Here is a 24,973-nt window from a genome sequence, read left to right as displayed (position 1 = left end):
TTGGCTCTGTATTTTTTTTTGTAAAGAAGAAGCGTGAATTGGAATGGGAGCCCGGTCTCGGGGGTTGGGGGTTGTGTATAAGGGCCGGCCTGGGGAGGACCCGCCCCGCCCCACCCCACCCCGGACTTTCGAACGTGAAATCGGGCGAATGGGGACTTTCGAACGTGAGATAGGGCCTATCCCACGTTCGAAAGCACGGGTCAGGCGTCGAAGGGGCGACCCGTCAGGCGCTCGTACGCCTCCACGTAGCGGTCGCGGGTCCTGGCCACGACGTCGGCGGGCAGCGCCGGCGGGGCCTCCCCGCTGGTCTTGTCCCAGCCGGAGTCGGGGCCCGTGAGCCAGTCGCGGACGAACTGCTTGTCGAAGCTCGCCTGGGTGCGGCCGGGCTCGTAGTCCTCGGCGTCCCAGAACCGGGAGGAGTCCGGGGTGAGGACCTCGTCGCCCAGCACCACCTGGCCGGTGGCGGGGTCCACGCCGAACTCGACCTTCGTGTCCGCCAGGATGATGCCGGCCTCGCGGGCGATCGCCTCGGCGCGGGCGTACAGGTCCAGGGTGAGGAACCGCAGGCGCTCGGCGGCCTCGGTGCCCACGCGCTCGACCATCTGCTCGAACGTGATGTTCTCGTCGTGCTCGCCGACCTCGGCCTTCGCGGACGGCGTGAAGATCGGCGGGTCGAGCCGCGAGCCGTCCACGAGCCCGGCGGGCAGCGGCAGGCCGGCCACCGTGCCCGACGCGCGGTACTCGGCCAGGCCGGAGCCGGTCAGGTAGCCGCGGGCGATGCACTCCACGGGGAACATGTCCAGGCGCTTGACGATCATCGCCCGCCCGGCCACGGCTGCGGGCACGTCCGTGCTCACCACGTGGTGCTCGACCGGCTCGGCGTGGGCCCCGTTGTAGCCCTCGGCCAGCTTCTCGAACCACCACAGGGTCAGCCGGGTGAGGATGGCGCCCTTGTCCGGGATCGGCGGCTCCAGCACGTGGTCGTAGGCGCTGATCCGGTCAGAGGCCACCACGAGCAGCGTCGCGGACCGTCCCGGCTCGGCGTCGGCGGGCTCGTACAGGTCCCGCACCTTGCCCGAGTAGACGTGCCGCCAGCCCGGCAGCTCGAGGGCCTCGGCCCCCGTGAACCCCACGCGCTCCCCGCTCACTTCGCTCCCTCCGTCCCGGGCACGGTGATCTCGCCGCGCTCGGCCTTGAGTCCGATGTCCGTGCGCCACTGGGCGCCGTCGAACCGGATGCGCTCGACGCCCGCGTAGGCGCGCTCGCGCGCTTGGGCCAGGTCCGCCCCGCGCCCGACGACGGCCAGCACCCGGCCGCCCGCCGTCACCACGTCCTCACCGGACACCGCGGTGCCCGCGTGGATCACGTGCACGCCCTCGAGGCCGGCCGCGTCGGCCAGCCCGGTGATCACGTCGCCCTTCGAGGAGGAGGCCGGGTAGCCGGCCGAGGCCATGACCACGTCCACGGCGACGTCGTCGCTCCACTCGAGTCGACGGTCCGCGCCGAGCCGGCCGGCCGCGGCGTCGGCGAGCAGCCCGCCCAGGGGCGTCTCGAGGCGGGCGAGCACGGCCTGGGTCTCGGGGTCGCCGAAGCGCACGTTGAACTCGATGACCTCCACGCCCTCGGCGGTCACGGCCAGGCCGCAGAACAGCACGCCCGTGAACGGGGTGCCGCGGCGGGCCATCTCGGCGAGCACGGGGCGGGCCACGCGGTCCATGACCTCGTCCGTGAAGCCCTCGGGCAGCCACGGCAGCGGCGTGTACGCGCCCATGCCGCCGGTGTTGGGGCCGGCGTCGCCGTCGTGGATGCGCTTGAAGTCCTGGGCGGGGGTGAGGGCGACGGCGGCCTCGCCGTCGCAGATCACGAAGAGGGAGACCTCGGGGCCGTCCAGGAAGTCCTCGATCACCACGGTGCCGCCGGCGGCGAAGCAGGCCTCGGCGTGGGCGAGGGCCTCGGCGCGGTCGGAGGTGACCACGACGCCCTTGCCCGCGGCCAGACCGTCGTCCTTGACGACGTGCGGGGCGCCGAACTCGTCGAGGGCGGCGGCGGCCTCCGCGGCGGTGGTGCACACGCGGGAGCCGGCGGTGGGCACGCCCGCGGCGGCCATGACCTCCTTGGCGAAGGCCTTGGACGCCTCGAGCTGCGTGGCGGCCTGCGAGGGGCCGAACACGGCGAACCCGGCCTCGCGCAGGGCGTCGGAGACGCCGGCGGCCAGCGGGGCCTCGGGACCGACGACGACGAGGTCCGCCGCCAGCTCGCGCGCGAGCTCCACGACGGCGGCCGGGTCGGTGGCCTCGACGGCGTGGAGGGTGGCCAGGTCGGCCATGCCGGCGTTGCCGGGCGCCGCGTGGAGGGCGCTGACCTGCGGATCACGGGAGAGGGCGGTGAGCAGCGCGTGTTCGCGGCCGCCGTTGCCGAGCACAAGGGTCTTCACGAGCCTCAAGCCTACGCGGTGGCCCTGGCCCGGCCTGGCCCGTGGCCCCTACGGTGGAGCGCATGACGATGCCTCCCCTCCACCACGGTCAGCCCGGCGACGACGGTGACCCCCGTGACCCACGCCACCGGCCCGGTGCGGGGCTGGGACCCGGGCTGCGCACGGCCTGGACGTTCGTCGGCGTGATGTTCACGTGCGCCCTGATCGTCTTCTGGACGCTGCGGGGGCTCGGCGTCGAGCGCGGCGACCTCAGCCTGGCCGCCGCGCTCGGCGTGCTGGCGCTGGCCGCCGTCGCCGCGGCGGTGATCACCCGGTACGTGCGGCGCCGCTGAGCAGGACCGGGTCCGCGGGGGCCGGCCGCCCCGGCCTGCGCGTCAGCGGATGATGCGCCGTCGCCGGGCCTCGTCGATGGCGCGGGTGCGGTTGTCCACGCCGAGCTTCTGGAAGATGTGCACCAGGTGCGTCTTCACAGTGGCCTCGGAGATGAACAGCTCCTTCGCGGCCACCTTGTTCGTGGCGCCCCGCGCGATCAGCTCGAGCAGCTCGATCTCCCGCTCGGACAGCACCTCGGAGCCGCCGGACATGCGCCCCATCAGCGTGGCCGCGACCTGCGGGGCCAGCGCCTTGCGTCCCGCCGCCGCCTGCCGCACCGCCGAGGCGATCTCCTCGCTCGGGGCGTCCTTGAGCAGGTAGCCGGCGGCGCCCGCGTTCACGGCCGCGAGGATGTCCGCCTCCGTGTCGAAGGTCGTCAGGATCAGCACCTGCACCCCCGGCCACCGCTCCCGCACCGCGCGGGTGGCGGTCACGCCGTCCATGCCCGCGCCCATCTGCAGGTCCATCAGCACCACGTCCACCGCGGGCTCGCCCGCCTCCAGGACGCCGATCGCCTCCGCCCCGTCGGCGGCCTCGGCCACCACGCTCAGGTCCGGGTGTGCCTCGACAACGGCCCGCACCCCCGCCCGCACCACGGGGTGGTCGTCCACCAGCATCACGCGCACGCTCATGCGGTCTCCTCGCTCTCGGTCTGCTCGGGATCCGCGCCCCGGCCGGCCCCGGCGGCGACCAGCGGCACCCGCAGCGCCACCACGGTGCCCTCGCCGGGGGCCGACTCGACGGTGGCCTCGCCGCCCACCGCAGCGAGACGCTCGCGCACGCTCGCCAGTCCCACGCCGGTCCCCGCCCCCGAGTCGGCGCCGGCGGCTCCGGCCCGGGTGCGGGCCGCGACGACGGCCGGGTCGAACCCCGCGCCGTCGTCGGCCACGTCCACCGTCAGCTCGTCCCCGAGGTAGCCCAGCGTGACGCGGGCGCGATGGGCGCCCGCGTGGGCGCCGACGTTTGCCAGGGATGCCTGCACGGCCCGCAGCACGGCGGTCTCCACGGGCTCGGCGACCGCGACCGGCTCGCCCACGACCTCGACGTCCGCGGCCACGGGCGTCCCGGCGGCGGCCTGCCGGTCGACGAACCCGGCGACCGCGCGCTCGAGCGCCTCCACGAGGGACGGCGCCCCGGTGCCGCGCAGGTCGCGGACGAACCGGCGGGACTCGGCGAGGTTCTCGGCAGCCGTGGCGCGCACGGTCTCCATGCGCTGCCGGGCGAGGGCGGGGTCGGCGGCGTCGAGCGCGTCCTGGGCCGCGCGCGAGACCAGCACGATCGAGGCCAGCCCCTGGGTGAGGGTGTCGTGGATCTCGCGGGCGAGCCGCTCCCGCTCGGCGCTCACCCCCGCCCGATGCTCGGTGCGCGCGAGCTCGGCCTGCGCGGCGCGCAGCTGCTCGGCCACGGCGCGCTGGCGTTCGGACTCGGCGTGCAGGGCGCGGTACGCCTCGGAGAGCACCACGGCCACGGCGGCGCCCACCAGCGGACCGATCACGGCCGGCACCCGCACGCCGCCGGCGCCCGCCGCCATCCCGGCCACCACGACGGCGGCCATCGCCACCACCAGGGCGGGCCCGACCACGTGGCGCACCCACGCCTGCCGGGTCACCCGGTCGACCACGTGCAGGACGACGAAGAAGAGGGGGAAGGCGACCCACGCGAAGTCGCCGTGGTGGGCCACGAGCAGGCCCCACAGCAGCAGCACCAGGGCCAGCCAGGCGACCGCCGGACCGCGGCCGACGTCGTCGCCCCGGGCCCACCGGCGCCGCTCCAGCACGGTCCCGGCCAGGTAGACGCCCGCCAGCGCGGCGGTCAGCAGCACCAGGGTGGTGGCCGGGAACGGACCGGACGCCTCCGGGGACCGGTCCGCGAGCGCGCGCGCCAGCCCCACGGTGAGCAGCGCGGCGAACGTGACGTGCAGGGCCACGCGCAGGCCGGCGAGCACGGCGGTGGTGCCGGTCTCGGTGGGCGCGGGGGGCACGGCGGCGCGGGGTGCGACGGACATGGCTCCACCCTAGGGCGCGCCCCGGACGCGACAACGGCCCGATGCCCCGGGGCCGCGCCGCCGGGATCACCCATTCGGTTGACCGAGTCCAACCGCCGTGGGCGATGTGGCGACCCCTCCCCGCGCGAGACCGTGGAGGCAACCTCAGGACAGACCTCGTCAGGAAAGGACGCGCCCCGTGTTCCTCGCACTCCGCGACCTCCGCTTCGCCACCGGACGGTTCGCCCTCATGGGCTCCGTGGTGGCCCTCATCAGCCTGCTGCTCGTCATGCTCTCCGGCCTCACGGCCGGCCTGGGCGGGCAGAACACCGCCGCGATCGACCGCCTCGGCGAGCAGGGCGTGCAGCGTCTGGTCTTCGGCGGCGCGGCGGGCCAGGAGCCCACCGCGTCGTTCACCCAGTCCGAGTTCACCGTGGCCCAGCGCGACGCGTGGGCGGCCACGGACGGCGTGGCCTCCGTCGAGCCGCTCGGTGTGAGCCAGGGCCGGGCCATCGGCCTCGAGCACCCCGTGGACACGGACCCGCAGGGCCGCGCGGACGTGTCCGGCGAGCCCACCACCGGCGTGGCCACCACCGCGTTCATCGGTCTCACCCCGGGCGGCTCCGACGCGCCGGCCGGCGTCGAGCCCGGGCAGATCGTGCTCAGCCAGGACGTGGCCGACTCCCTCCACGCGCAGGAGGGTGACGCCGTCGCGGTCTCCGGCTTCGTCTACACCGTGGCCGACGTCGTGCCGACCGAGTACTACTCCCACTCCCCCGTGACGTGGCTGGCGCTCGAGGACTGGAACGCCATCTCGCACACCGCCGACGACGCGGTGCTCGGCACCGCCGGCCTGGTGCGCTTCGACGCCGGCGCCGACGTCGACGCCGTGGCCGCCGCCGGTGACGACGCCGCGGGCACCGTCGCCGAGACCGTGAAGGGCTCCTACGCCGCCCTGCCCAGCTACCGGTCCGAGAACGGCTCCCTGATGACCATGCAGGGCTTCCTGTACGGCATCTCGGCGCTCGTGGTGATCGCGTTCCTGTCCATCTGGACGGTGCAGCGCACCCGCGACATCGCGGTGCTCAAGGCCCTCGGCGGCTCGAACGGCTGGGTGCTGAAGGACTCGCTCGCGCAGGCCGCGTTCGTGCTCGTCGGGGGCGTGGCCGTGGGCACCGGGCTGGCCGCCGTGGTCGGCGCGTTCGCGGGGCGGGCCGTCCCGTTCGAGCTCTCGTGGGCCACCACCGCGGTGCCCGCCGCCGGGGTCCTCGTGCTCGGCATGCTCGCCGCCGTCGTCGCGGTCTACCGCGTCACCCGGATCGACCCGCTGGTCGCCCTCGGCGGCAACTGACCGCCTCCGACGACGGCGCCGCCCGGCGCCGTCGTCCCCCTCGGCTCCGCCTCGCCCCCGCCTGGAGAAAGGACCTCCCCATGACCACCCTCACCGCCCCGCAGGCCGACCTCGACGCCCTCCGCACCCCGGCCGCCGCGGCCGCCCACCGCGTCGCCGGCGAGCGCCCCGCCGCCGCGGCCGACGCCACCCCCGCGCTGTCCGTGCGCGACCTCGTGCTGGAGTACCCGGACGGCGAGCGCGGCGTGCTGCGCGCCCTGGACGAGGTGAGCCTGGACCTGCTCCCCGGCACGTTCACCGCGATGGTCGGCCCGTCCGGCTCGGGCAAGTCCTCCCTGCTGGCGGTGGCCGCGGGCCTGGTGACGCCCACCTCCGGCTGCGTGTCCGTGGCCGGCCGCGAGATGGCCGGGCTGTCCCGGAAGGAGCGCACCGCGCTGCGCGGCCAGGAGATCGGCATGATCTTCCAGCAGCCCAACCTCATCCCGTCCCTCACGGCGGCCGAGCAGCTGGAGCTGACCGTGCACCTGGACCGTGACGCCACCCGCGCCGACCGCAGGGCCGCCAAGGCGCGGGCCCTGGAGCTGCTCGAGCGTGTGGACCTGGCCGACCAGGCCGGCAAGCGCCCGCACCAGCTCTCGGGCGGTCAGCGGCAGCGCGTGAACATCGTGCGCGCGCTGATGGCCTCGCCGACGCTGCTGCTCGTGGACGAGCCCACCTCCGCGCTGGACCGCGAGCGCTCGGCCGCCGTCGTGGACCTGCTGGGCACGCTGACCCGCGAGGAGCAGGTGGCGACGCTCATGGTCACGCACGACCACGAGTTCCTCTCCGCCACGGACCGCACCCTGACCATGGTGGACGGGCGGCTCTCCGCGGAGTGAGCCGGTGATGCCGCCGGACCTGACCCGGCCCACCGGCCCCGGACGCCCGGCGCGTCCGGGGCCCTCGCTACCCTGGACCGCATGACCCACGCCACCGTCGCCCCCACGGGCGAGACCTTCGCCCTGTCCGATGCCGTCGAGCTCGTGGAGACCGTCCGCAACGGCTTCGTCGAGTCCCGCACGGCGGGCGCCGCCGTCGTGACCGGCCCCGACGGGCGGGTGCTGGCCGCCCTCGGCCCCGCAGACGCGCTGATCTACCCGCGCTCCACGCTGAAGCCGTTCCAGGCCATCGCGTCGCTGCGCCACGGGGCGGCGCTGGAGGGCGAGGCCCTGTCCATCGCGTGCGGCTCGCACCGGGGCACGCTCCGGCACCAGGCGCTGGCCGAGCGCATGCTCGCGGACGCCGGCCTCGACGCGTCCGCCCTGCAGTGCCCGCCGGCCTGGCCCGCGGACACCTCCGAGGTGGTCGCCCAGGTCCGCCGCGACGGCGAGGCCGCCGCCGCCACCCCGCTGGCCTTCAACTGCTCCGGCAAGCACGCCGGCTTCCTCGCGGCCTGCGCGGCGTCCGGGCACGACGTCGCCACGTACCTCGACCCGGCGCACCCGCTGCAGCGCGAGGTGGACGCGGTGATCGCCGAGTACTGCGGCGAGCCGGTGGCCCACACCGGTGTGGACGGCTGTGGCGCCCCGGCCGCCGTCATCTCGCTGGCGGGCCTGGCCCGCGGCATCGGGCGGGTCGCCGCGGCGCCCGGCCGCGCCGACGCGGATCCGCACGCGGCCGCCGTCGCCACGGCGATGCTCGAGCACCCGTGGGCCGTCCACGGGGAGACGAGCTCCAACACCGTGGTGATGCGCGAGCTCGGCCTGCTCGCCAAGGTGGGCGCGGACGGCGTCCTCGTCATGGCCGCGCCGGACGGCACGGCCGTGGCCGTCAAGGCGCTCGACGGCGGCACGCGGGCCGGCGACCTGGTCGCGCTCGCGCTGCTGGCCCGGTTCGCCCCGGACCACGTGGACCGGGCGACGCTGCCGGGCGTGCTGGCCGCCGTCGTGCCCCCGGTGCTCGGCCGGGGCGAGCCGGTCGGCGAGATCCGCCTGGCCGCGCCGGTGCGGGACCTCGTGGGGGACGTCCTGCCGGCCTTCGAGGCGCGGGCGTGACCACCGGCTCCGTCCCGCGCCGCCGGGTGCCTGTCGTCGAGGGCCACGCGGCGCTGCTGGCGTGGGCACGCGCCCACGAGGAGGACCCCGCGGCGGCCGCCGCGCTGCCGCGCCCCACGCGGGCGACGGCGGTGCGCTTCGCGCTCGAGGAGCTGGCGACCCGCGTGCCCGGGAACTCGGTGGAGGTGCGCGTGCCGCCCTTCGGCGTCGCCCAGTGCCTCCCCGGGCCCCGGCACACACGCGGCACCCCGCCCAACGTCGTGGAGATGGACGCCGTGACATGGCTGTCCCTGGCCACGGGGCTGACGACCTGGGAGGACGCGACGGCGGCCGGCGGCGTGCGCGCCTCGGGCGTGCGGGCCGACCTCGGCGCGCACCTGCCGCTCGTGCGGCCGTGAGCGAGGGGTGTCCGGCAGTCCTCTCGGCGACACCGACCGTTCGAACGTCGGCACCGTTCCTCGTCGCAGGATGCAGCTCTGCCGGCCCCACCCCGGACACCGCGGCGACGGCACAGCTCGACCGTACCCGCGGGCAGGTCGTGCTCCCGCTGGAGGAATGCCAGGCCACGGTCGACGAGCTCACCGTCACGCAGCGCGCCGGCCAGAGCGTGCTCCGGGACTGCCTCCACCGCCGCGGGCACCCGGGACTGGCCCCAGCGGCCGACTCGATAGACTGGCGCGCATGACCTCCGCCCCCGAGCCGACCCCCGATCAGCGCGCCTACACCGTCCGTCGCGCCCCGCGGCTGACCGCGGTGCTCGCGGTGGCGCTCGCGCTCGGCCTGCTGATCGCCCTCGTGATCACCACCGCGGTCCATGCCTCCCCCACCCCGCCCGCGGACCCGTACTCCGGCATCCCGCTCTCCTTCTCGGAGACGTTCGGCTTCGCATCGCTGCTGAGCATGCTCGGCACGAGCGTGCTCGGACTGCTCGTGTGGCTGCTGCTGGACCGCCGCTCCCGGTCGACCGCGCGCACCGTGGTCCTCGAGCGCACCGACGACCCGGCCATGGCGGACGTCCGCCTGGACCGCGTGGACGCGGGTGCCCCGCCCCCCCGCGCCACCCCCACCGAAAGGACCCCCGAGCAGTGATCGCACCGCGCACCCGACGAGGCGACGGCCGCCTGACCGCCGCCCTCGACCCCCAGGACCAGGGGCCGCAGGACGAATGCGGCGTGTTCGGCGTGTGGGCGCCGGGAGAGGAGGTCGCGAAGCTGGCCTACTACGGCCTGTACGCCCTCCAGCACCGCGGCCAGGAGTCCGCGGGCATCGCCGTCTCGGACGGCGGGCGCATCGCCGTCTACAAGGACATCGGCCTGGTCTCCCAGGTGTTCGACGAGGCCACCCTGACCGCGCTGAGCGGCCACATCGCCGTCGGCCACTGCCGCTACTCCACCACCGGCGTGAACAAGTGGGCCAACGCCCAGCCCACCCTGGGCGCCACCGCCGACGACGGCACGGTCGCCCTGGCGCACAACGGCAACCTCGTGAACTCCGCGGAGCTGCTGCGCATGGTGCACGCCGCGGACGGCCGCCACACCCACGGTGAGATGAAGCAGGGCAACACCACGGACACCGCTCTGGTCACGGCCCTGCTGCACGGGGCCCCCGGGGACCGCCTCGAGGAGACCGCCCTCGAGCTGCTGCCGAAGATCCGCGGCGCCTACTGCTTCGTGTTCATGGACGAGCACACCCTCTACGCCGCCCGCGACCCGCAGGGTGTGCGCCCGCTCGTGCTCGGCCGCCTCGAGCGGGGCTGGGTGGTGGCCTCCGAGCAGTCGGCCCTCGCCACCGTCGGCGCCTCCTTCATTCGGGAGGTCGAGCCCGGCGAGATGATCGCGATCGACGACGAGGGCATCCGCTCCACCCGCTTCGCCGAGTCGAAGCCGGCCGGCTGCGTGTTCGAGTACGTCTACCTCGCCCGGCCGGACGCCACGATCGCCGGGCGCTCCGTGTACGAGTCCCGCGTGGAGATGGGCCGCCGCCTCGCGCTCGAGCAGCCGGTCGAGGCCGACGTCGTGATCCCCGTGCCCGAGTCCGGCACGCCCGCCGCCGTGGGCTACGCGGACGCCTCGGGCCTGCCGTTCCGCCAGGGCTTCGTGAAGAACGCCTACGTGGGCCGCACCTTCATCCAGCCGTCCCAGACGCTGCGCCAGCTCGGCATCCGCCTCAAGCTCAACGTCCAGTCCACCGTGGTGGCCGGCAAGCGCGTCGTGGTGGTGGACGACTCGATCGTGCGCGGCAACACCCAGCGCGCCGTCGTGCGGATGCTCAGAGAGGCCGGCGCCGCCGAGGTGCACGTGAAGATCTCCTCCCCTCCCGTGAAGTGGCCCTGCTTCTACGGCATCGACTTCGCCACCCGCGCCGAACTCATCGCCAACGGCGCCGCGGTGGACCAGATCGCCGCGTCCATCGGCGCCGACTCGCTGGCCTACATCAGCGAGGAGGGCATGATCGAGGCCACCGGGCAGCCGCGCGAGCGCCTGTGCACCGCCTGCTTCACCGGCGACTACCCGATCCCACTGGCCGACGAGGGCGAACGCGGCAAGGGCCTGCTGGAGCCGGTCGCCGTGTCGCCCGCGTCCACCGTGATGCTGGACGAGGACGGCGAGACCACCACCGTGACCGCCACGGGCTGCGAGCCCGGCCCGGACGCCGACGACGAGAAGCTGCTCACCGAGACGGACAGGATCCCGCTGTGACCCCGAACCAGACCCCCTCCTCCGCCGCCCCGATCACCTACGCCTCGGCCGGCGTCGACGTGGAGGCCGGCGACCGCGCCGTCGAGCTGATGAAGGACGCCGTGAAGGCCACCCACACCCCCGAGGTCATGGGCGGCATCGGCGGCTTCGCCGGCATGTGGGACGCCTCCGCGCTGCTGCAGTACCGCAAGCCGCTGCTGACCACGTCCACGGACGGCGTCGGCACGAAGGTGGCGATCGCGCAGGCGATGGACAAGCACGACACCATCGGCCAGGACCTCGTGGGCATGGTCGTGGACGACATCGTGGTGGTCGGCGCCCAGCCCCTGTTCATGACCGACTACATCGCATGCGGCAGGGTCGTGCCCGAGCGCATCGCGGACATCGTGCGCGGCGTGGCCGAGGGCTGCCGCCTGGCCGACACCGCGCTCGTGGGCGGCGAGACCGCCGAGCACCCGGGCCTGCTGGCCGCGGACGAGTACGACGTGGCGGGCGCGGCCACCGGCGTGGTCGAGGCGGACATGGTCCTGGGCGCGGAGCGGGTGCAGTCCGGCGACGTCGTGATCGGCATGGCCTCCTCCGGCATCCACTCGAACGGCTACTCGCTCGTGCGCCGCGTGGTGAACACCGCGGGCTGGTCCCTCGACCGCGAGGTCACCGAGCTCGGCCGCACCCTCGGCGAGGAGCTGCTCGAGCCGACCCGCATCTACTCCCGCGCCTGCCTCGACCTGGTGCAGCGCCTCAACGGCCACGACGGCGGCTCGGACCTGCCGGTGCGCGCGTTCAGCCACGTGACCGGCGGCGGCCTGGCCGCGAACCTGGCGCGCGTGCTCCCGCAGGGCCTCATGGCGACCGTCGAGCGCGACACCTGGTCCCTGCCGCCCGTGTTCCGTCTGGTGGGCGAGCTCGGCCGCGTCCCGCAGTCCGACCTCGAGCGCACCCTCAACCTCGGCGTGGGCATGGTGGCCGTGGTGGACCCGGAGGTGGCCGCGAAGTCGACCTCCGTGCTCGTGGACGCCGGCATCGACGCGTGGGAGATGGGCACCATCGGCGCCCTCACCGACGACGCGGCGGCCGCAGGCCTGGACTTCGTGCAGGGCGCCAAGGGCGTCGACGGCGGCGCCGTGCTGATGCGCGGCCAGTACGCCGCCTGACCCCCACGGGGCGTTTTCGTTCGGGAAACGGCGGCCTCCGGAGCGTTTTCGTTTGGGAAACGGCGGTTCACGACGCGAAGATCCGCCCGCCGAGCCGGGCCCGGTGCGCCTGCACCTCGGCGACGACGCGCCGGAAGTCGTCCCGCGCGTCGTCCACCGTGGCCCAGACCTGCGTCCAGCCCGCGCGCGCCCACCCCTCGTCCCTCCACGCGTCCACGGCGAGCTGCGCCGGGTCGAGGTGGTGGCCGCCGTCGTAGTGGACCAGCAAGCGCCACTGCCGCCACCCCAGATCCGCGTCCGGCGACCGGGCCCGGCCCGGGTGCAGCACCAGCTGGAGCTCCGGCTCGGGCAGGCCGGCGTGGAGCAGGGCCAGTCGCAGGGCTGTCTCCTGCGGGGAGTCCGCGCCCACCCGCACCAGCTCGAGGGCGGCACGGGCGGTGCGCACTCCCTTGAACCGCCCGGCACGCAGGAGCGCGGACCGCAGGGCCGCCGTCGTGGTCCGTGGTGAGCGGCGCCCCTCCGGCGACCAGGGCCGGTGGACGAGGGCGTCCCCGGCCACCACGACGGGCTCGAGCATGCCTGGACGGAGCAGTGCGGCCAGATCCGCCCAGGATCGCTCCAGGCTCGTCAGGCGGATCCCGTGAAGGACGGTGACGTCCGCGGCCGGGACGAGGCGGGCATGCGAGGTGATCTCCGGTCGGACGCTCGCCCCGCGCGGGTGCGGCCGTGACACGTGCACCGTGCCGTCCTCCGCCAGGAACGGCGGCAGCGGCACGCGGTGCAGGAGCAGCGCCGTGAGGTGGGAGGCCACTCCCCCGCTCGCCTCCACGATCGCGGCCGTCTCCTCCGGCGCGAAGGGAGCGGGGGCCTCGGCGTAGCCGAGCTCCGCCCACGAGCCGAGGTGGTCAGACCGGAGCCGATGGACCCCATGCGTCACGCGCCGCACATCACCGCCGCGGACCAGTCGCTCCGAGACCCCGGCCGCGCGCAGGTCGCCACGGGTGAACGGCCGGCCGGTCTCGACGATGTCCGACAAAGGCTGAGATGACGTGGCCATGCCCGTGACGATGGCTCAACCCGGCCGACCCCGCCCGCTCAGGAGCACCCACCGTGGACGACGACGTCGGCGGCGCCACCTGTGCAGGAGTCGTGCGTGGCCCCGGGCCACCCGGTGTCCACACCCCCGGCGCCCGCCATTTCCCGAACGAAAGCACCCCGGCGCCCGCCGTTTCCCGAACGAAAACGCCGGCGGGGGTCAGAGGCGGGCGTCGAGCCAGGCCAGCGCGTCGGCGACCGGGGCGCGCCAGCGCCAGCGGGCCTTGGGGTCGGCGCGGGTGGGGCCGAGGTTGATCAGCCCCGTCGCATGCCCGGCCCGCTCGGCCCGCAGCACGAACCGGTAGCCGCTCATCACGGCCAGCGAGGTGCCGACGGCGAGCACCGTGCCGCCGTCGTCGGCCATCGCCTCCGCGGCCGCGCGTCGCGCCGCGGGCACGGACTCGCCGAAGTACACGACGTCCGGCTTGAGCTTCACGGACCCGCACACCCGGCAGCCGACCATCGTGAACTCATCCACCCAGTGCTGGTCGAGGGAGACGTCCCCGTCGGGGTTCACGGCGTCCGGGTCGATCGCCACGCGCTCGAGGTAACCCGGATTGGCGGCCTCGAGCCGCAGGTCCAGGTCACGGCGGGATTCGGTGGCCCCGCAGTTCAGGCAGGCCACGCGCGCCAGGTCCCCGTGGAGCTCGATCAGCCGGTCCTCCGCCATGCCCGCCGCGCGTCCAGCCTCGGCGTGCAGCCCGTCCACGTTCTGGGTCAGGACGCCGGCGATGCGCCCCTCGTCCGCCCAGCGCGCGAGGATGCGGTGCGCCTCGTTCGGCCGGGCCTGGTCCATGCGACGCCAGCCCACGAACGAGCGCGCCCAGTAGCGGTGGCGGGCGGCCGGGTCGTCCCGGAACTCCTGGTACGTCATCGGCCGGTGGCGGTGCAGGGACCCGTTCGGCCCCCGGTAGTCCGGGATGCCGGAGTCCGTGGACACGCCGGCCCCGGTGATCACGAGCGGGCGGGACTCCTCCATCAGACGCAGCAGACCCCGAGACGCCGTCTCGGGGTCCTGCAGCGGTGCTGTCTCATCCACCACCCTGGCGATCGACCGCAGGGCGGCCTGATGCCCGTCCAGGGCCGGATGCCGTGCGGGCGTCATCGCGCCCGCGCGTCGTCGTCCTCGTCCTCCGCGTAGAGGTCCGCGTACGGATCCTCGTACTCGGGCTCCTGGTCCTGCTCCGGGCCGCGCGTGCGTCCGCCCGTGAGCTCTCGCTCCAGTGCCGAGAGGTCTGTTCCGGGAGAGAAGTACTTCATCTCCCGTGCCTGCTTCGTGGCCTTCGCCTTCTGACGGCCGCGCCCCATGAGCGTGACCCCCTTCGCATCTCTCGCCGCCTCGGATCTGTGGCGCACAGGGGCCCGCCGAGGTCTTCACTGGTCAATACGGTTCGTGCGGACAAGGATACATGACCCGCTGGACGGCCTGTGGACGACGACGGCCGGCCCGGTCCGGCGGGGCGTGCAGTGGCGCCGGGTGCGGCGCGGGTCGATCGGTGCTGAGTCCCTGCTCGGCGCACAGCTCGACCGCGACGGCCACGCGCACCAGCCCGAGGGCAGCAACGGCCGCTCGGACTACGCGCCGTTCGTGGACGCGGGCATCGCCTCGACGGGCCTGCTCTCGATCCGCGACGACAACTACCACACGCCCCAGGACGACATCGACAACGTCTCCATCACCACGCTGACCCACACGGCCCGCGCGGTGGCGAACCTGATCGGCACCCTCCAGCAGGACGCCGACGCCCTCGGCACCCGCTGACCCGAGCGGCTCCGTCCGTCTCACAGATGCCGTCGGGGGCGGTTTCGGGGGGGATCCAGGCCGGATACCACCCGAAACCGCCCCGACGTGCCAGAGGGAGGAGGAACACGGCCCGTCGGTCCCGGCGTCAGCCCTTCCGGGCCACGGTGAGGCCGTTCTCGCCCTCGGCGCGGTCCACGACGACGGTGTCCCCCTCCGTGATCTCGCCGGCCAGCAGGGCGCGGGCCAGCTGGTCGCCGATCTCGCGCTGCACCAGGCGGCGCAGCGGGCGGGCGCCGTAGGCCGGGTCGAACCCGGTCTCGGCGAGCCACGCCTTGGCGGCGTCGGACACCTCGAGGGTGAGGCGGCGGTCCGTCAGGCGCGCCTGCAGGGAGGCGACCTGCAGGTCCACGATCCGCGTCAGCTCGGCCACGGTGAGCGCGTCGAACAGCACGATCTCGTCCAGGCGGTTGAGGAACTCGGGCTTGAACGCCCCGCGCACCACGGACATCACGGACTCGCGCTTGGCGGCCTCATCCAGGGTCGGGTCCACGAGGAACTGCGAGCCCAGGTTCGAGGTGAGGATCAGGATCACGTTGCGGAAGTCCACGGTGCGGCCCTGGCCGTCGGTGAGGCGGCCGTCGTCGAGCACCTGGAGCAGGATGTCGAAGACCTCGGGATGGGCCTTCTCCACCTCGTCCAGCAGCACCACCGAGTACGGCCGGCGCCGCACGGCCTCCGTGAGCTGGCCGCCCTCGTCGTAGCCGACGTAGCCCGGAGGGGCGCCGACCAGGCGGGAGACGGAGTGCTTCTCCGCGTACTCGGACATGTCGATCCGCACCATGGCGCGCTCGTCGTCGAAGAGGAACTCCGCGAGCGCCTTGGCGAGCTCGGTCTTGCCCACGCCCGTGGGGCCCAGGAACAGGAACGAGCCGGTGGGCCGATTCGGGTCCGCGATGCCGGCCCGCGAGCGGCGCACCGCGTCCGCGACGGCGACGACGGCGTCCCGCTGCCCGATCAGCCGCTCGCCGAGGTGCTCCTCCATGGTGAGCAGCTTCTCGGACTCGGCGGTGAGCATGCGACCCGCGGGGATGCCGGTCCACGCGGAGACCACTTCGGCGATGTCGTCCGCCGTGACCTCCTCGGAGACCATCGGCTCGGTGGCCGAGCGGTCGGCCTCGCGGGCGGCGCGGTCCGCCTCCTCGAGCTGCTTCTCCAGCGCGGGGATCTCGCCGTACAGCAGGCGGGAGGCCTCGGCGAGGTCGCCGTCGCGCTGGGCCTTCTCGGCCAGCGAGCGCAGCTCGTCCACCTTGGCGCGCAGGTCACCGGCCTCGTTCAGGGTGGCCTTCTCCGCGTCCCAGCGGGCGGTGAGGGCGGTGAGCTCCTCCTCGCGGTCCGCCTTCTCGGCACGCAGGGCCTCGAGCCGCTCGACGGATGCCGGGTCCGTCTCGCCCTCGAGGGCGAGCTCCTCCATGGTCAGGCGGTCCACCTGGCGGCGCAGGACGTCGATCTCCTCGGGGGCGGAGTCGATCTCCATGCGCAGGCGCGAGGCGGCCTCGTCCACGAGGTCGATGGCCTTGTCGGGCAGCTGGCGGCCGGTGATGTACCGGTCGGACAGCGCGGCCGCGGCCACGAGCGCGGAGTCGGCGATGGCCACCTTGTGGTGGGCCTCGTAGCGCTCCTTGAGCCCGCGCAGGATGGCGATCGTGTCGTCCACGCTGGGCTCGCCCACGTAGACCTGCTGGAAGCGGCGCTCCAGGGCGGGGTCCTTCTCGATGTTCTCGCGGTACTCGTCCAGGGTGGTCGCGCCGATCAGGCGCAGCTCGCCGCGGGCCAGCATGGGCTTGAGCATGTTGCCCGCGTCCATGGCGCCCTCGGACGCGCCCGCGCCCACGACGGTGTGGATCTCGTCGATGAACGTGACGACCTGACCCTCGGCGGCCTTGATCTCCTCGAGGACGGCCTTCAGGCGCTCCTCGAACTCGCCGCGGTACTTGGCGCCGGCGACCATGGCGCCCAGGTCCAGGCTGATCAGCGTCTTGCCGCGCAGGGACTCGGGGACGTCCCCGGCCACCATCCGCTGGGCCAGGCCCTCGACGACGGCGGTCTTGCCGACGCCGGGCTCGCCGATGAGCACGGGGTTGTTCTTGGTGCGGCGCGAGAGCACCTGGACCACGCGGCGGATCTCGGCGTCGCGGCCGATCACCGGGTCGAGCTTGCCGGAGCGGGCGAGCTCGGTGAGGTCCGTGCCGTACTTCTCCAGGGACTGGAAGGTGTTCTCCGGGTCCTGAGTGGTGACGCGGGAGTCGCCGCGCACCTGGGTCAGGGCGGCGGCGAGCGCCTCGAGGCTCGCCCCGTTCGAGCGCAGTGCCTCACCGGCCTCGCCGGAGTCCGCTGCCACGCCGAGCAGCAGGTGCTCGGTGGAGACGAACTCGTCCGAGCGCTGCTCGGCCTGGGTGCGCGCGTTCTGCACGACCTGCAGGGCGGCGCGCGAGAACTGGGGCTGGGCCACCGTGCTGCCCTGGGTGGAGGGCAGGCGTCGGATGGCCGAGGAGGCCGCCGTGGAGACGGCGTCGGGGTCGGCCCCGGCGGCCTTGAGGACGGCCACGGCGACGGACTCCCGCTGGTCCATCAGGGCCTTCAGCAGGTGGGCCGGCTCGACCTGGGGGTTGCCGGCGGTGGAGGCGTTCATGGCCGCGGCCGAGAGCGCCTCCTGGCTCTTGGTGGTGAACTTGGCATCCATGGGCTACTGGCTCCTTCTCTCCCGTGTCCCGGGGTGTCGGACAACCGTCGACCGCGGGCCGTTCCCGCCGCAGACGAAGTTGAGTCTATATAGCTCAACCCTCCACGCACCAGGGCTATTCCCCCTCGCGCCGGTACGTTGGTGCCATGGCCGGCTCCCGAGCGGCGCCCCGGCGCCTCCGCACGTACACCCGACCGCGGGTGTCCCTGCTGTACGTCCTGCGCCGCACCCTGCACCGGCTCCTCGAGCTGCAGGTCTGGGACGTGGCCGCCGCCATGACCTTCTTCGGGGCGCTGTCCCTGCTGCCCACCGTGGTCGCCCTGCTCTCCGTGGTCTCGCTGCTGGGCGTCGAGGAGGAGACCGTGGACGCCGCGGCGCACCTGGCCGCCGAGATCTGGCCGTCGCTGACGCCCGACGTCGTCCGCGAGTGGATCCTGACCCTCGGCTCGGCCGGGCCCGGCACCGGCGCCGTCGTCCTGGGGGCCGTCGGCACCGTGGTGTCCGCCTCGGGCGCCGTCGCCGCGTTCCACCGGGCCATGCACCGCATCCACGACACCCGCGAGGGCCGGCCCTTCCTCCACTTCCGCCTCGTGGTCTTCGTCGAGACCCTCGCCCTCATGCTCGGCGCCGTGCTGATCACGATCCTGGTGGTCGTCGGCGGGGACCTCTCCCAGCGCCTCGGCCAGGCCGTCGGCCTGCCGGAGGAGACGGTCCAGACGTGGAACGTGGTGAAGTGGCCGGTCATCCTCGTGGTGATCGCCCTGATCGTGACCCTCGCCTACCGCCTGGGTCCCAACGTCCGGCAGCCCCGCTACCGCCCGCTCTCGCTCGGCGCCGTGGCCGTGGTGGTCCTGCTCTTCGGCGCCACCGTGGCCCTGGGCTGGATCACGGACCGGTTCGGCCAGTTCGCCGTGGTCGGGCGGATCAACTCCGCGATCGGCGTGCTCGCCCTCGCGTGGGTGGCGTGCATCGTGCTGTTGGCCGGGGCCGCCTTCGACGCGGAGGTGCTGCGTGCCCGCCAGCTGGCCGTCGGCATCGACGCCTCCGTCGAGATCCAGCTGGCGACGCGGCACACCGCGGTGCTCGAGGACTCCGAACGGTACGAGGCCCGCAACCGCCGCCTGGCCCGGCTCGTAGCCGACGCCGTGCGCGCCGGCGAGGACCTCACGATCGAGGCCACACCCCTGCTCTCCGAGGAGGGGCGCCTCCTCGCGGTCGAGTCGGGACGGCGAGGCCCGGAGGACGTCAGCTCGGGCAGCCCGTTCCACGCGGACCCGGTGTCCGACGACGGCGCCCGCCTCGAGCCGACGCCCCGGCCCGACGACTGAGAGGTCAGCGCTCCCGCTTCTCGAACGCCTCGACCTGGGCACGCAGCGTCTCGGCCGCGATCTCCTCGTCGAGGCCCACCATGCCGAGGTACACGAGCTCGTCCCCGTCCGTGACGCCGCCGACGGTCATGGTGAACACGGCCGTGTCCATGCCCGAGTTCCCCAGGGCGATGTGGACCGCGTCCGGCACGCCGGGCACCTTCGTGAAGGCCGCCTCGACGCCGTCCGGGTCGCCGAACGTGCCGCACGTGTCGGCCAGCTCGCCGAAGGGCGCCAGCAGATCGGTGCCGTCGTCGGTGACCGCGACCATGCCGAACGCCCCGGCCTGGGAGCCGGCCAGGCCGGTGACGGCGTCCGGGTCCACCTCGTACTGGGCCAGCGCACCGCCGAGCCCGGGCGCCTGCTGCGTGTTGATCTGCTCGATGAGGTCCGCGCAGGCGCCCGTGGGGGTGACGCCCGTCAGGCTCAGGCTGGTGCTGATCGGCTCCCCGCCGCCGCCGGCCTGGGTCTCCATGTCCGTGAACACGCCGTCGGGCGCGGTCTCGGGGGTGAGCAGGACGTCCTCGAGCGCCTCCACGCGCTCCTCCTGCTCGGCCGTGAGGCCCGAGCCGGCCCCCGTCGGGGCGGACTCGGACGCGTCGGCCGAGGAGGACGAGGCCTCGCCGCCTCCCCCACCGCAGCCGACGAGCGCGAGGGCGCCCACGGCGAGCAGGGACAGGGGGGCAGCGGGGCGAGCGGGGGCGGCGGTGCGGAGCATGAGAGACCTCTCAGACCGGGTGACGACGATGTGACCAGCCTGACAATCTCCACAGCGCAAGGCCAGTCTTCGTCTGCCGAGGCGGGCCGCGGCAGGGCCACCGGTCGATCGGCTCGCTCCGCGGGGACGAGTCGTCTCCCGGCGCCCGCGACGGCCCCCGACGCACTACGATGACCACCAATCACGGCGGAACACGTCACTCTGCCGGCTCCCTCCGACCCGCACGCCCGTCCTCCCGACGGCGGCCCAGAAGGCACTCCATGACCCGCATCCACTCCCGCCTCCTCGGCGCCGTGGGGCTCACCGCGTCGGCGGCGCTGCTCACCGGCTGCGCCGTCCTCGGCGGCGACGCCGGATCCGCCGGCATCGTGTCCGACGACGACCTGAGCACCTCGTACGGCCTCGTCCAGCCCGGCGTCCTGACGGTCTGCTCCGACATCCCCTACCCGCCCTTCGAGTTCGAGGAGAACGGTGAGCTGACCGGCTACGACATCCAGCTGGTCGAGGCGGTGGCGGAGGAGCTGGGTCTCGGGGTGAACGTGATCGACTCCTCCTTCGAGGCCATCGAGTCGGGTGCCTCGCTCACCGGCTGCGACGTGAACGCCTCGTCGATCTCCATCACCGAGGCCCGCCAGCGCGTCATGGCCTTCACCCTCCCCTACCTCGACGACGACCTCGTCCTGGTCGCGAAGAAGGGCTCCGGCATCACCGACGTCGACTCCGCGAAGGGCCGTCGGATCGGCGTGCAGGCCGCGACCACCGGCGACGAGTACGCCCAGCAGAACGGCCTGAGCCCCGTGCAGTTCGAGGACGGCGGCATGCAGATCCAGGCCCTCCAGGCCGGCACCGTGGACGCCGCCCTGGGCAACCAGTCCGTGCTGCTCTACTCCCTCAAGGACGACGATCGCTTCGAGGTGGTCGAGTCGCTGCCCACGGGCGAGCAGCTCGGCATGGCGGTCGGCCCGCAGAAGGCGCAGCTCGGCTCCGCCGTGAACCGCGCGCTGCAGGAGCTGCGCAACGACGGCACCGTGGCCGAGCTCCAGGAGCGCTGGTTCGGTCAGGCACAGGAGGACTACCGATGAGCACGCAGGCCCCCGTCTCGCCGGCACCGGCCCTGAAGCCCGGCCGCGCGCGCCGCCGTCGTCGGCTGTCCCTGATCATCCAGGCGGCCGTCTTCGTCCTCGCCCTCGTCGTCCTGGCCGTCCTCATCGACTGGGGCGCGCTCGCCGAGAACGTCCTGAACTTCCCCGCCGTGGCCCCGATGTTCCCCAACGTGATCCTCGTGGGGCTGGGCAACACGCTGTTCTACACGGTCACCTCGTTCGTCGTCGGCCTGCTGGGCGGCATCGTGCTCGCGCTCATGCGTTTGAGCTCGTTCGGCCCGTACCGGTGGCTGGCCACCGCCTACGTGGAGTTCTTCCGCGGCGTCCCCGCGCTGCTGGTGTTCCTCGCCTTCGGCTACGGGGTGCCCTTCGCGTTCGGGGTGTCCTGGCCGATCCCCGTCGTCGTGATGGCGGCCCTGGGCATGGTCTCGGCCGCCTACATCGCCGAGACCCTGCGTGCCGGCCTGCAGGCCGTGCCCCGCGGCCAGATGGAGGCGGCCCGGTCCCTCGGCATGCCGACGTGGCGGGCCATGGTCACCATCGTGATCCCCCAGGCGTTCCGCATCGTGCTGCCGCCGCTCACCAATGAGGTCATCCTCCTGACCAAGGATTCCTCGCTGGTCTACGTGCTCGGCCTGGCCGCGCACGAGTACGAGCTCACCAAGTTCGGCCGCGACGGCATCTCCGCCCTCGACGCCGGCATGACGCCGATCCTCGTGGCCGGCCTGTTCTACCTCGTGATCACCGTGCCGCTGTCCCTGCTGGCCCGCCGGTTCGAGGCCCGTTCGACCAAGAAGGGGCACTGAGATGGCCCAGCAGAACCCCATCACCGGATCCTTCGGCGCGGTGGCCGCCGCGGACGCCGCCGGCGTGCATGTGGCCGGCCTCAACAAGTCCTTCGGCGCCAACCACGTGCTGCGCGGCATCGACCTCGAGGTCGCCCCTGGCGAGGTCGTGTGCCTGATCGGCCCGTCCGGCTCGGGCAAGTCCACCCTCCTGCGCTGCGTGAACCTGCTGGAGAAGCCCGACTCGGGCGTCGTCACGGTCGGTGAGTTCACGGTCACGGACGAGGACGTGGACCTGGACGTGCTGCGCCGCCACGTGGGCATGGTGTTCCAGCAGTTCAACCTGTTCCCGCACCTGTCCGTGCTGGAGAACTGCACCGTGGCCCAGCTCAAGGTGCTCAAGCGGGGCAAGGCCGAGGCGGCGGACATCGCCCGTCGGCAGCTGGCCCGCGTGGGCCTGGCCGAGCTCGAGGACCGCTACCCGGACCAGCTCTCCGGCGGCCAGCAGCAGCGCGTGGCGATCGCCCGTGCGCTGGCCATGGACCCGCAGCTGATGCTCTTCGACGAGCCCACCTCGGCCCTCGACCCCGAGACCGTCGGCGACGTCCTGGCGATCATGCGTCAGCTGGCCCGCGACGGCATGACCATGCTCGTGGTCACCCACGAGATGGGCTTCGCCCGTGAGGTGGCCGACCGGGTCGTGTTCATGGACGGCGGCGTCGTGGTGGAGGCCGGCCCGGCCGCCGCGGTGATCTCCGACCCCCAGCAGCCGCGCACCCAGGACTTCCTGCGCCGCGTGCTGCACCCCACCGAGATCGACCTCTGAGCCTGCCCGCCCGGTGGGCGGGCGCATGCGTGAGGGGCCCCGCCTGGACCGTGGTCCGGGCGGGGCCCCTCAGGCATGCGGCGGGGGCGTCAGGCCTTCTTGCGCAGCTTCTTCAGCTCGTCACGGGCCTCGCGCAGCGCGGCGACCTGCTCCTCACGGGCGGCGTGGATCGCGGCGACCTTCTCGTCCTGGGCGTCGCGGATGGCCTGCACCTTGGCGTCGCGGGCGCCCTCGATGCGGGCGGCGCGCTTCTTGGCGGCCTTGCGGCGCTTGCCGGGGCGGTTGGCCACGGAGTCGGCGGCGATGGCCAGGCCGGAGCCGACCAGGAAGATGTCCTTGGCGACGGCGGTGCCCTCCTGGGACGGGCGCACGCCGTCCGCCTCGGTCATCTCCGGGGTGTTCAGGTACATGGAGAACAGGCCGCCGGAGAACGCGGTCAGGGCGGAGCCGGCGAGCCAGCCCGGGACGAACGGGGCCAGCAGGGCCGAGCCCACGCCGATCTCGGTGGTCACGAGGAACTTCTTGAACTGCTCCGGTGACAGGTTGGCCAGCGCGGGCAGGCCGCGGGCGCTCATGTCGCGCAGGCCCTGGGCCTGCTCCGCGGAGATGCCGCGCTTGTTCAGGCCGGAGTTCAGGATGAACGCGCCGGAGGCCAGGCGCAGCGGAATCTGGACGATGCTCATGGAGTCTTCCTTCCAGTAGGGCCCGCGGCACGCACGTGGAGTGGGGTGTGGCGCGAACGGTCGGTGAGCGGTCTGCACCTCCGACAGTACCAACGGCAGCCCGCTCCCGCCCGCCCGGAGGCGCGGCTGTGCGCGCAGAGCGGACGACGTCGGCGCCTCCACCACGTCGCGGAGGCGGTCGATGATGGACAATGGGGCGCATGCTCCCCCTCGTCGCACCCCTGACCGTGGCCGCCGCCGCGCCCACCGACTACGGCTGGCTCGGCAACATCGTCGTGGACATCATGGAGGCGGTCGGCCCGATCGGCGTCGGCCTGGCCGTCTTCGCGGAGAACATCTTCCCGCCCATCCCGTCCGAGGTGATCCTGCCCCTGGCAGGCTTCACCGCGGCCGGCGGCGCCTTCAGCCCGCATGCCGCGCTGGTCTGGGCGACGGTCGGCTCGATCGTCGGAGCGCTGGCCCTCTACGGCCTCGGCGCGTGGCTCGGCCGCCACCGCATGTACCGCCTCGCGGACCGCATGCCGCTGGTGGACATGGAGGACGTGGCCAAGACCGAGCGCTGGTTCATCCGATACGGCTACTGGACCGTGTTCCTGGGCCGCATGGTCCCCGTGTTCCGCTCCCTGATCTCCATCCCCGCGGGCATCGAGCGGATGAACCTCGCGAAGTTCACCCTGTTCACGGCGCTGGGCTCCCTGATCTGGAACGCGATCTTCGTCTACGGCGGCTACGCGCTCGGGGAGCGGTTCCACGTCGTCTCCGAGTACGCGGACGTCTTCTCCAACATCGTCCTGGTCCTGATCCTGGCCTTCCTCGCGATCTGGGTGGTCCTGCGCCTGCGCCGTGACGCCCGCCGCCGGAACGACCCGGACTGGCGCCCGCCGACCGCGGATGAGATGGCCGCCCGCGTCGAGGCCATCCTGGAGTCCTCCGACCACCGGAAGTGAATCGCATGCACCCCGTCCTGCCCTCCCCCCGCCGTGGCCGCGCGGCCCTCGGCCTGGCCGCCGTCGCCCTGGTGGCGCTGAGCGCCTGTGCTCGCACCGAGCCGCAGCCCGAGCCTGCGCCCGCCACGACGGCGGCCTCCGCCCTGCCGTCCATGGACATGGCCCCGTTCACGGTCGAGGTCCCCTCACACGACCTCGAGCGGGTGCCGGAGGCGAGCGTCGCCGTGCTCGAGGGCGAGGACCCGGACCACCACGGGGCGTGGCTGCAGGTGTCCGGGGCGCCGGCCTGGACGGACGCCATGGCCGGGGCCGTGCGCGACCAGATCGACCAGTACCGCCGGGACACCGACCCGAGCGCGGACCCCCGCCTGGAGATCCAGCCGCAGCTCGCCGTCGTGGCGGAGGACATCGCCGCGGCCCGCCTGCTCGCCACGGAGCGGCGCGGCACGGACTCCGTGTCCACCTCGCACGTGATCTGGTACTCGGCCCGCGAGGACCGCGTGCTCGAGACCGCCGATCTCTTCACCCCCGACGGCTGGGACGCGTTCCGCACCGAGGTGCGCCAGCGCATGGCCAACGACCCGGACGTGATCGGCTCGCGCCTGGACTCGGCGGTCGACGCCCCGGAGCAGGTGGAGAACCGCCGGGTGTGGGACGCGGTGGTCTTCCTCCCGGACGGCAGCCTGATGCTCGAGGCGGACCAGGCGTCCATGGCGCCGGCCGCCGCGGGCGTGCTGACGGTGCGGATCCCCCGGGACACGGCGACCGCCTGGCTGTCCGACCTGGGCCACGTCGCCGCGGACGCCGCCTCCGCCCCCGCCGACCCTGTCACTTATACCCATCTGACGCTGCCGCGGACCGCCTCAGTCCCAGGCCGCTCGGGTTCAGTGTCATTTAGTAAGCCTACATCTTAACGTCGAGATCCATGTCGGACATGA

The 24,973-nt window shown here is 73.7% G+C and carries 25 protein-coding genes; 15 read left to right on the top strand and 10 right to left on the bottom strand.

Annotation, left to right across the window (positions count from 1 at the left end):
- Positions 1-200 precede the first annotated feature (200 nt).
- Both FLM69_RS07665 and purD read right to left on the bottom strand, forming a co-directional pair.
- Positions 201-1,148: a phosphoribosylaminoimidazolesuccinocarboxamide synthase gene (locus tag FLM69_RS07665; protein ID WP_135019748.1), complete on the bottom strand. Its 948-nt coding sequence runs from the start codon at positions 1,146-1,148 to the stop codon at positions 201-203.
- Positions 1,145-2,434: a phosphoribosylamine--glycine ligase gene (gene purD / locus FLM69_RS07660; RefSeq protein WP_135019747.1), complete on the bottom strand. Its 1,290-nt coding sequence runs from the start codon at positions 2,432-2,434 to the stop codon at positions 1,145-1,147. The genes FLM69_RS07665 and purD overlap by 4 nt, the downstream gene beginning before the upstream one ends.
- A gap of 62 nt (positions 2,435-2,496) precedes the next feature.
- On the opposite strand from purD, the gene FLM69_RS07655 reads away from it, so the two are divergent.
- A complete protein-coding gene (locus FLM69_RS07655; protein WP_036382256.1) occupies positions 2,497-2,766 on the top strand; it encodes a hypothetical protein in 270 nt (89 codons plus the stop codon).
- Positions 2,767-2,808: 42 nt separating this feature from the next.
- Here the strand turns inward: FLM69_RS07655 and FLM69_RS07650 are convergent, their stop codons facing one another.
- Both FLM69_RS07650 and FLM69_RS07645 read right to left on the bottom strand, forming a co-directional pair.
- Complete coding sequence (locus tag FLM69_RS07650; RefSeq protein ID WP_036382254.1) at positions 2,809-3,438, bottom strand: response regulator transcription factor; 630 nt, start codon at positions 3,436-3,438, stop codon at positions 2,809-2,811.
- Positions 3,435-4,811, bottom strand: coding sequence for a sensor histidine kinase (locus FLM69_RS07645; RefSeq protein ID WP_135019746.1), 1,377 nt, complete (start codon positions 4,809-4,811; stop codon positions 3,435-3,437). Before FLM69_RS07645 ends, FLM69_RS07650 begins: the two co-directional genes overlap by 4 nt.
- A 178-nt stretch (positions 4,812-4,989) precedes the next feature.
- On the opposite strand from FLM69_RS07645, the gene FLM69_RS07640 reads away from it, so the two are divergent.
- The 7 genes from FLM69_RS07640 (at position 4,990) to purM (ending at position 12,027) form a co-directional block, all read left to right on the top strand.
- Positions 4,990-6,141: an ABC transporter permease gene (locus FLM69_RS07640; RefSeq protein WP_049146829.1), complete on the top strand. Its 1,152-nt coding sequence runs from the start codon at positions 4,990-4,992 to the stop codon at positions 6,139-6,141.
- Between the two features lie 80 nt (positions 6,142-6,221).
- Positions 6,222-7,019 (top strand): ABC transporter ATP-binding protein, encoded by a 798-nt coding sequence (locus FLM69_RS07635; protein ID WP_041103971.1) that lies wholly within the window; start codon positions 6,222-6,224, stop codon positions 7,017-7,019.
- Positions 7,020-7,100: 81 nt separating this feature from the next.
- Entirely contained in the window at positions 7,101-8,174 is a 1,074-nt protein-coding gene (locus FLM69_RS07630; RefSeq protein ID WP_036314255.1) for an asparaginase, read from the top strand.
- Positions 8,171-8,572 carry a sterol carrier family protein gene (locus FLM69_RS07625; RefSeq protein WP_036314253.1) on the top strand — a complete coding sequence of 134 codons (402 nt, stop codon included), beginning with the start codon at positions 8,171-8,173 and terminating at the stop codon, positions 8,570-8,572. The genes FLM69_RS07630 and FLM69_RS07625 overlap by 4 nt, the downstream gene beginning before the upstream one ends.
- 283 nt (positions 8,573-8,855) lie before the next feature.
- Positions 8,856-9,263: a hypothetical protein gene (locus tag FLM69_RS07620; RefSeq protein ID WP_141843715.1), complete on the top strand. Its 408-nt coding sequence runs from the start codon at positions 8,856-8,858 to the stop codon at positions 9,261-9,263.
- Positions 9,260-10,873, top strand: coding sequence for an amidophosphoribosyltransferase (purF, locus tag FLM69_RS07615; RefSeq protein ID WP_135019656.1), 1,614 nt, complete (start codon positions 9,260-9,262; stop codon positions 10,871-10,873). Before FLM69_RS07620 ends, purF begins: the two co-directional genes overlap by 4 nt.
- Positions 10,870-12,027: a phosphoribosylformylglycinamidine cyclo-ligase gene (gene purM, locus FLM69_RS07610; RefSeq protein ID WP_036382236.1), complete on the top strand. Its 1,158-nt coding sequence runs from the start codon at positions 10,870-10,872 to the stop codon at positions 12,025-12,027. Before purF ends, purM begins: the two co-directional genes overlap by 4 nt.
- 67 nt (positions 12,028-12,094) lie before the next feature.
- On the opposite strand, the gene FLM69_RS07605 is transcribed toward purM, so the two are convergent.
- The 3 genes from FLM69_RS07605 to FLM69_RS07595 all read right to left on the bottom strand — a co-directional run bounded on the left by FLM69_RS07605 (position 12,095) and on the right by FLM69_RS07595 (position 14,430).
- Positions 12,095-13,084, bottom strand: a complete 990-nt coding sequence (locus FLM69_RS07605; RefSeq protein ID WP_041103965.1) for a hypothetical protein — start codon at positions 13,082-13,084, stop codon at positions 12,095-12,097.
- 198 nt (positions 13,085-13,282) lie between these two features.
- A complete protein-coding gene (locus FLM69_RS07600; protein WP_036382232.1) occupies positions 13,283-14,227 on the bottom strand; it encodes a Sir2 family NAD-dependent protein deacetylase in 945 nt (314 codons plus the stop codon).
- A complete protein-coding gene (locus FLM69_RS07595) occupies positions 14,224-14,430 on the bottom strand; it encodes a DUF3073 domain-containing protein (RefSeq protein ID WP_036314242.1) in 207 nt (68 codons plus the stop codon). Before FLM69_RS07595 ends, FLM69_RS07600 begins: the two co-directional genes overlap by 4 nt.
- Positions 14,431-14,515: 85 nt before the next feature.
- Between FLM69_RS07595 and FLM69_RS07590 the strand changes: the two genes are divergently transcribed.
- Entirely contained in the window at positions 14,516-14,884 is a 369-nt protein-coding gene (locus FLM69_RS07590) for a M28 family peptidase (protein ID WP_230259731.1), read from the top strand.
- 127 nt (positions 14,885-15,011) lie between these two features.
- Here the strand turns inward: FLM69_RS07590 and clpB are convergent, their stop codons facing one another.
- A complete protein-coding gene (gene clpB, locus FLM69_RS07585; protein WP_052006996.1) occupies positions 15,012-17,606 on the bottom strand; it encodes an ATP-dependent chaperone ClpB in 2,595 nt (864 codons plus the stop codon).
- 146 nt (positions 17,607-17,752) lie between these two features.
- Between clpB and FLM69_RS07580 the strand changes: the two genes are divergently transcribed.
- On the top strand, positions 17,753-18,934 hold the full coding sequence (locus FLM69_RS07580; RefSeq protein WP_036382227.1) for a YihY/virulence factor BrkB family protein: 1,182 nt from the start codon (positions 17,753-17,755) through the stop codon (positions 18,932-18,934).
- Positions 18,935-18,938: 4 nt separating this feature from the next.
- On the opposite strand, the gene FLM69_RS07575 is transcribed toward FLM69_RS07580, so the two are convergent.
- Entirely contained in the window at positions 18,939-19,691 is a 753-nt protein-coding gene (locus FLM69_RS07575; RefSeq protein ID WP_228062970.1) for a hypothetical protein, read from the bottom strand.
- A gap of 260 nt (positions 19,692-19,951) precedes the next feature.
- Here FLM69_RS07575 and FLM69_RS07570 point away from each other — a divergent pair, with 260 nt between their 5' ends.
- The 3 genes from FLM69_RS07570 to FLM69_RS07560 are packed head-to-tail and all read left to right on the top strand — an operon-like array spanning position 19,952 to position 22,405.
- Entirely contained in the window at positions 19,952-20,773 is an 822-nt protein-coding gene (locus FLM69_RS07570; RefSeq protein WP_036382225.1) for an ABC transporter substrate-binding protein, read from the top strand.
- The gene (locus FLM69_RS07565; protein WP_052006995.1) at positions 20,770-21,600 is read left to right on the top strand and encodes an amino acid ABC transporter permease; all 831 of its coding nucleotides are present in this window, start codon (positions 20,770-20,772) and stop codon (positions 21,598-21,600) included. Before FLM69_RS07570 ends, FLM69_RS07565 begins: the two co-directional genes overlap by 4 nt.
- A 1-nt stretch (position 21,601) precedes the next feature.
- Positions 21,602-22,405, top strand: a complete 804-nt coding sequence (locus tag FLM69_RS07560) for an amino acid ABC transporter ATP-binding protein (protein ID WP_036339321.1) — start codon at positions 21,602-21,604, stop codon at positions 22,403-22,405.
- Positions 22,406-22,494: 89 nt separating this feature from the next.
- On the opposite strand, the gene FLM69_RS07555 is transcribed toward FLM69_RS07560, so the two are convergent.
- On the bottom strand, positions 22,495-23,088 hold the full coding sequence (locus FLM69_RS07555) for a hypothetical protein (RefSeq protein ID WP_020626481.1): 594 nt from the start codon (positions 23,086-23,088) through the stop codon (positions 22,495-22,497).
- 200 nt (positions 23,089-23,288) lie between these two features.
- Between FLM69_RS07555 and FLM69_RS07550 the strand changes: the two genes are divergently transcribed.
- Together FLM69_RS07550 and FLM69_RS07545 are read left to right on the top strand one after the other, a co-directional pair.
- The gene (locus FLM69_RS07550; protein ID WP_036382290.1) at positions 23,289-24,035 is read left to right on the top strand and encodes a DedA family protein; all 747 of its coding nucleotides are present in this window, start codon (positions 23,289-23,291) and stop codon (positions 24,033-24,035) included.
- A 5-nt stretch (positions 24,036-24,040) separates the two neighbouring features.
- Positions 24,041-24,949, top strand: a complete 909-nt coding sequence (locus FLM69_RS07545) for a hypothetical protein (protein WP_255502759.1) — start codon at positions 24,041-24,043, stop codon at positions 24,947-24,949.
- Positions 24,950-24,973: the final 24 nt, after the last annotated feature.

Source organism: Micrococcus sp. R8502A1 (assembly GCF_006704135.1).
Taxonomy (GTDB): Bacteria; Actinomycetota; Actinomycetes; order Actinomycetales; family Micrococcaceae; genus Micrococcus; species Micrococcus luteus.
Note: the sequence above shows the minus strand (reverse complement) of the source record. Positions and strands in the feature narration are given on the sequence as shown.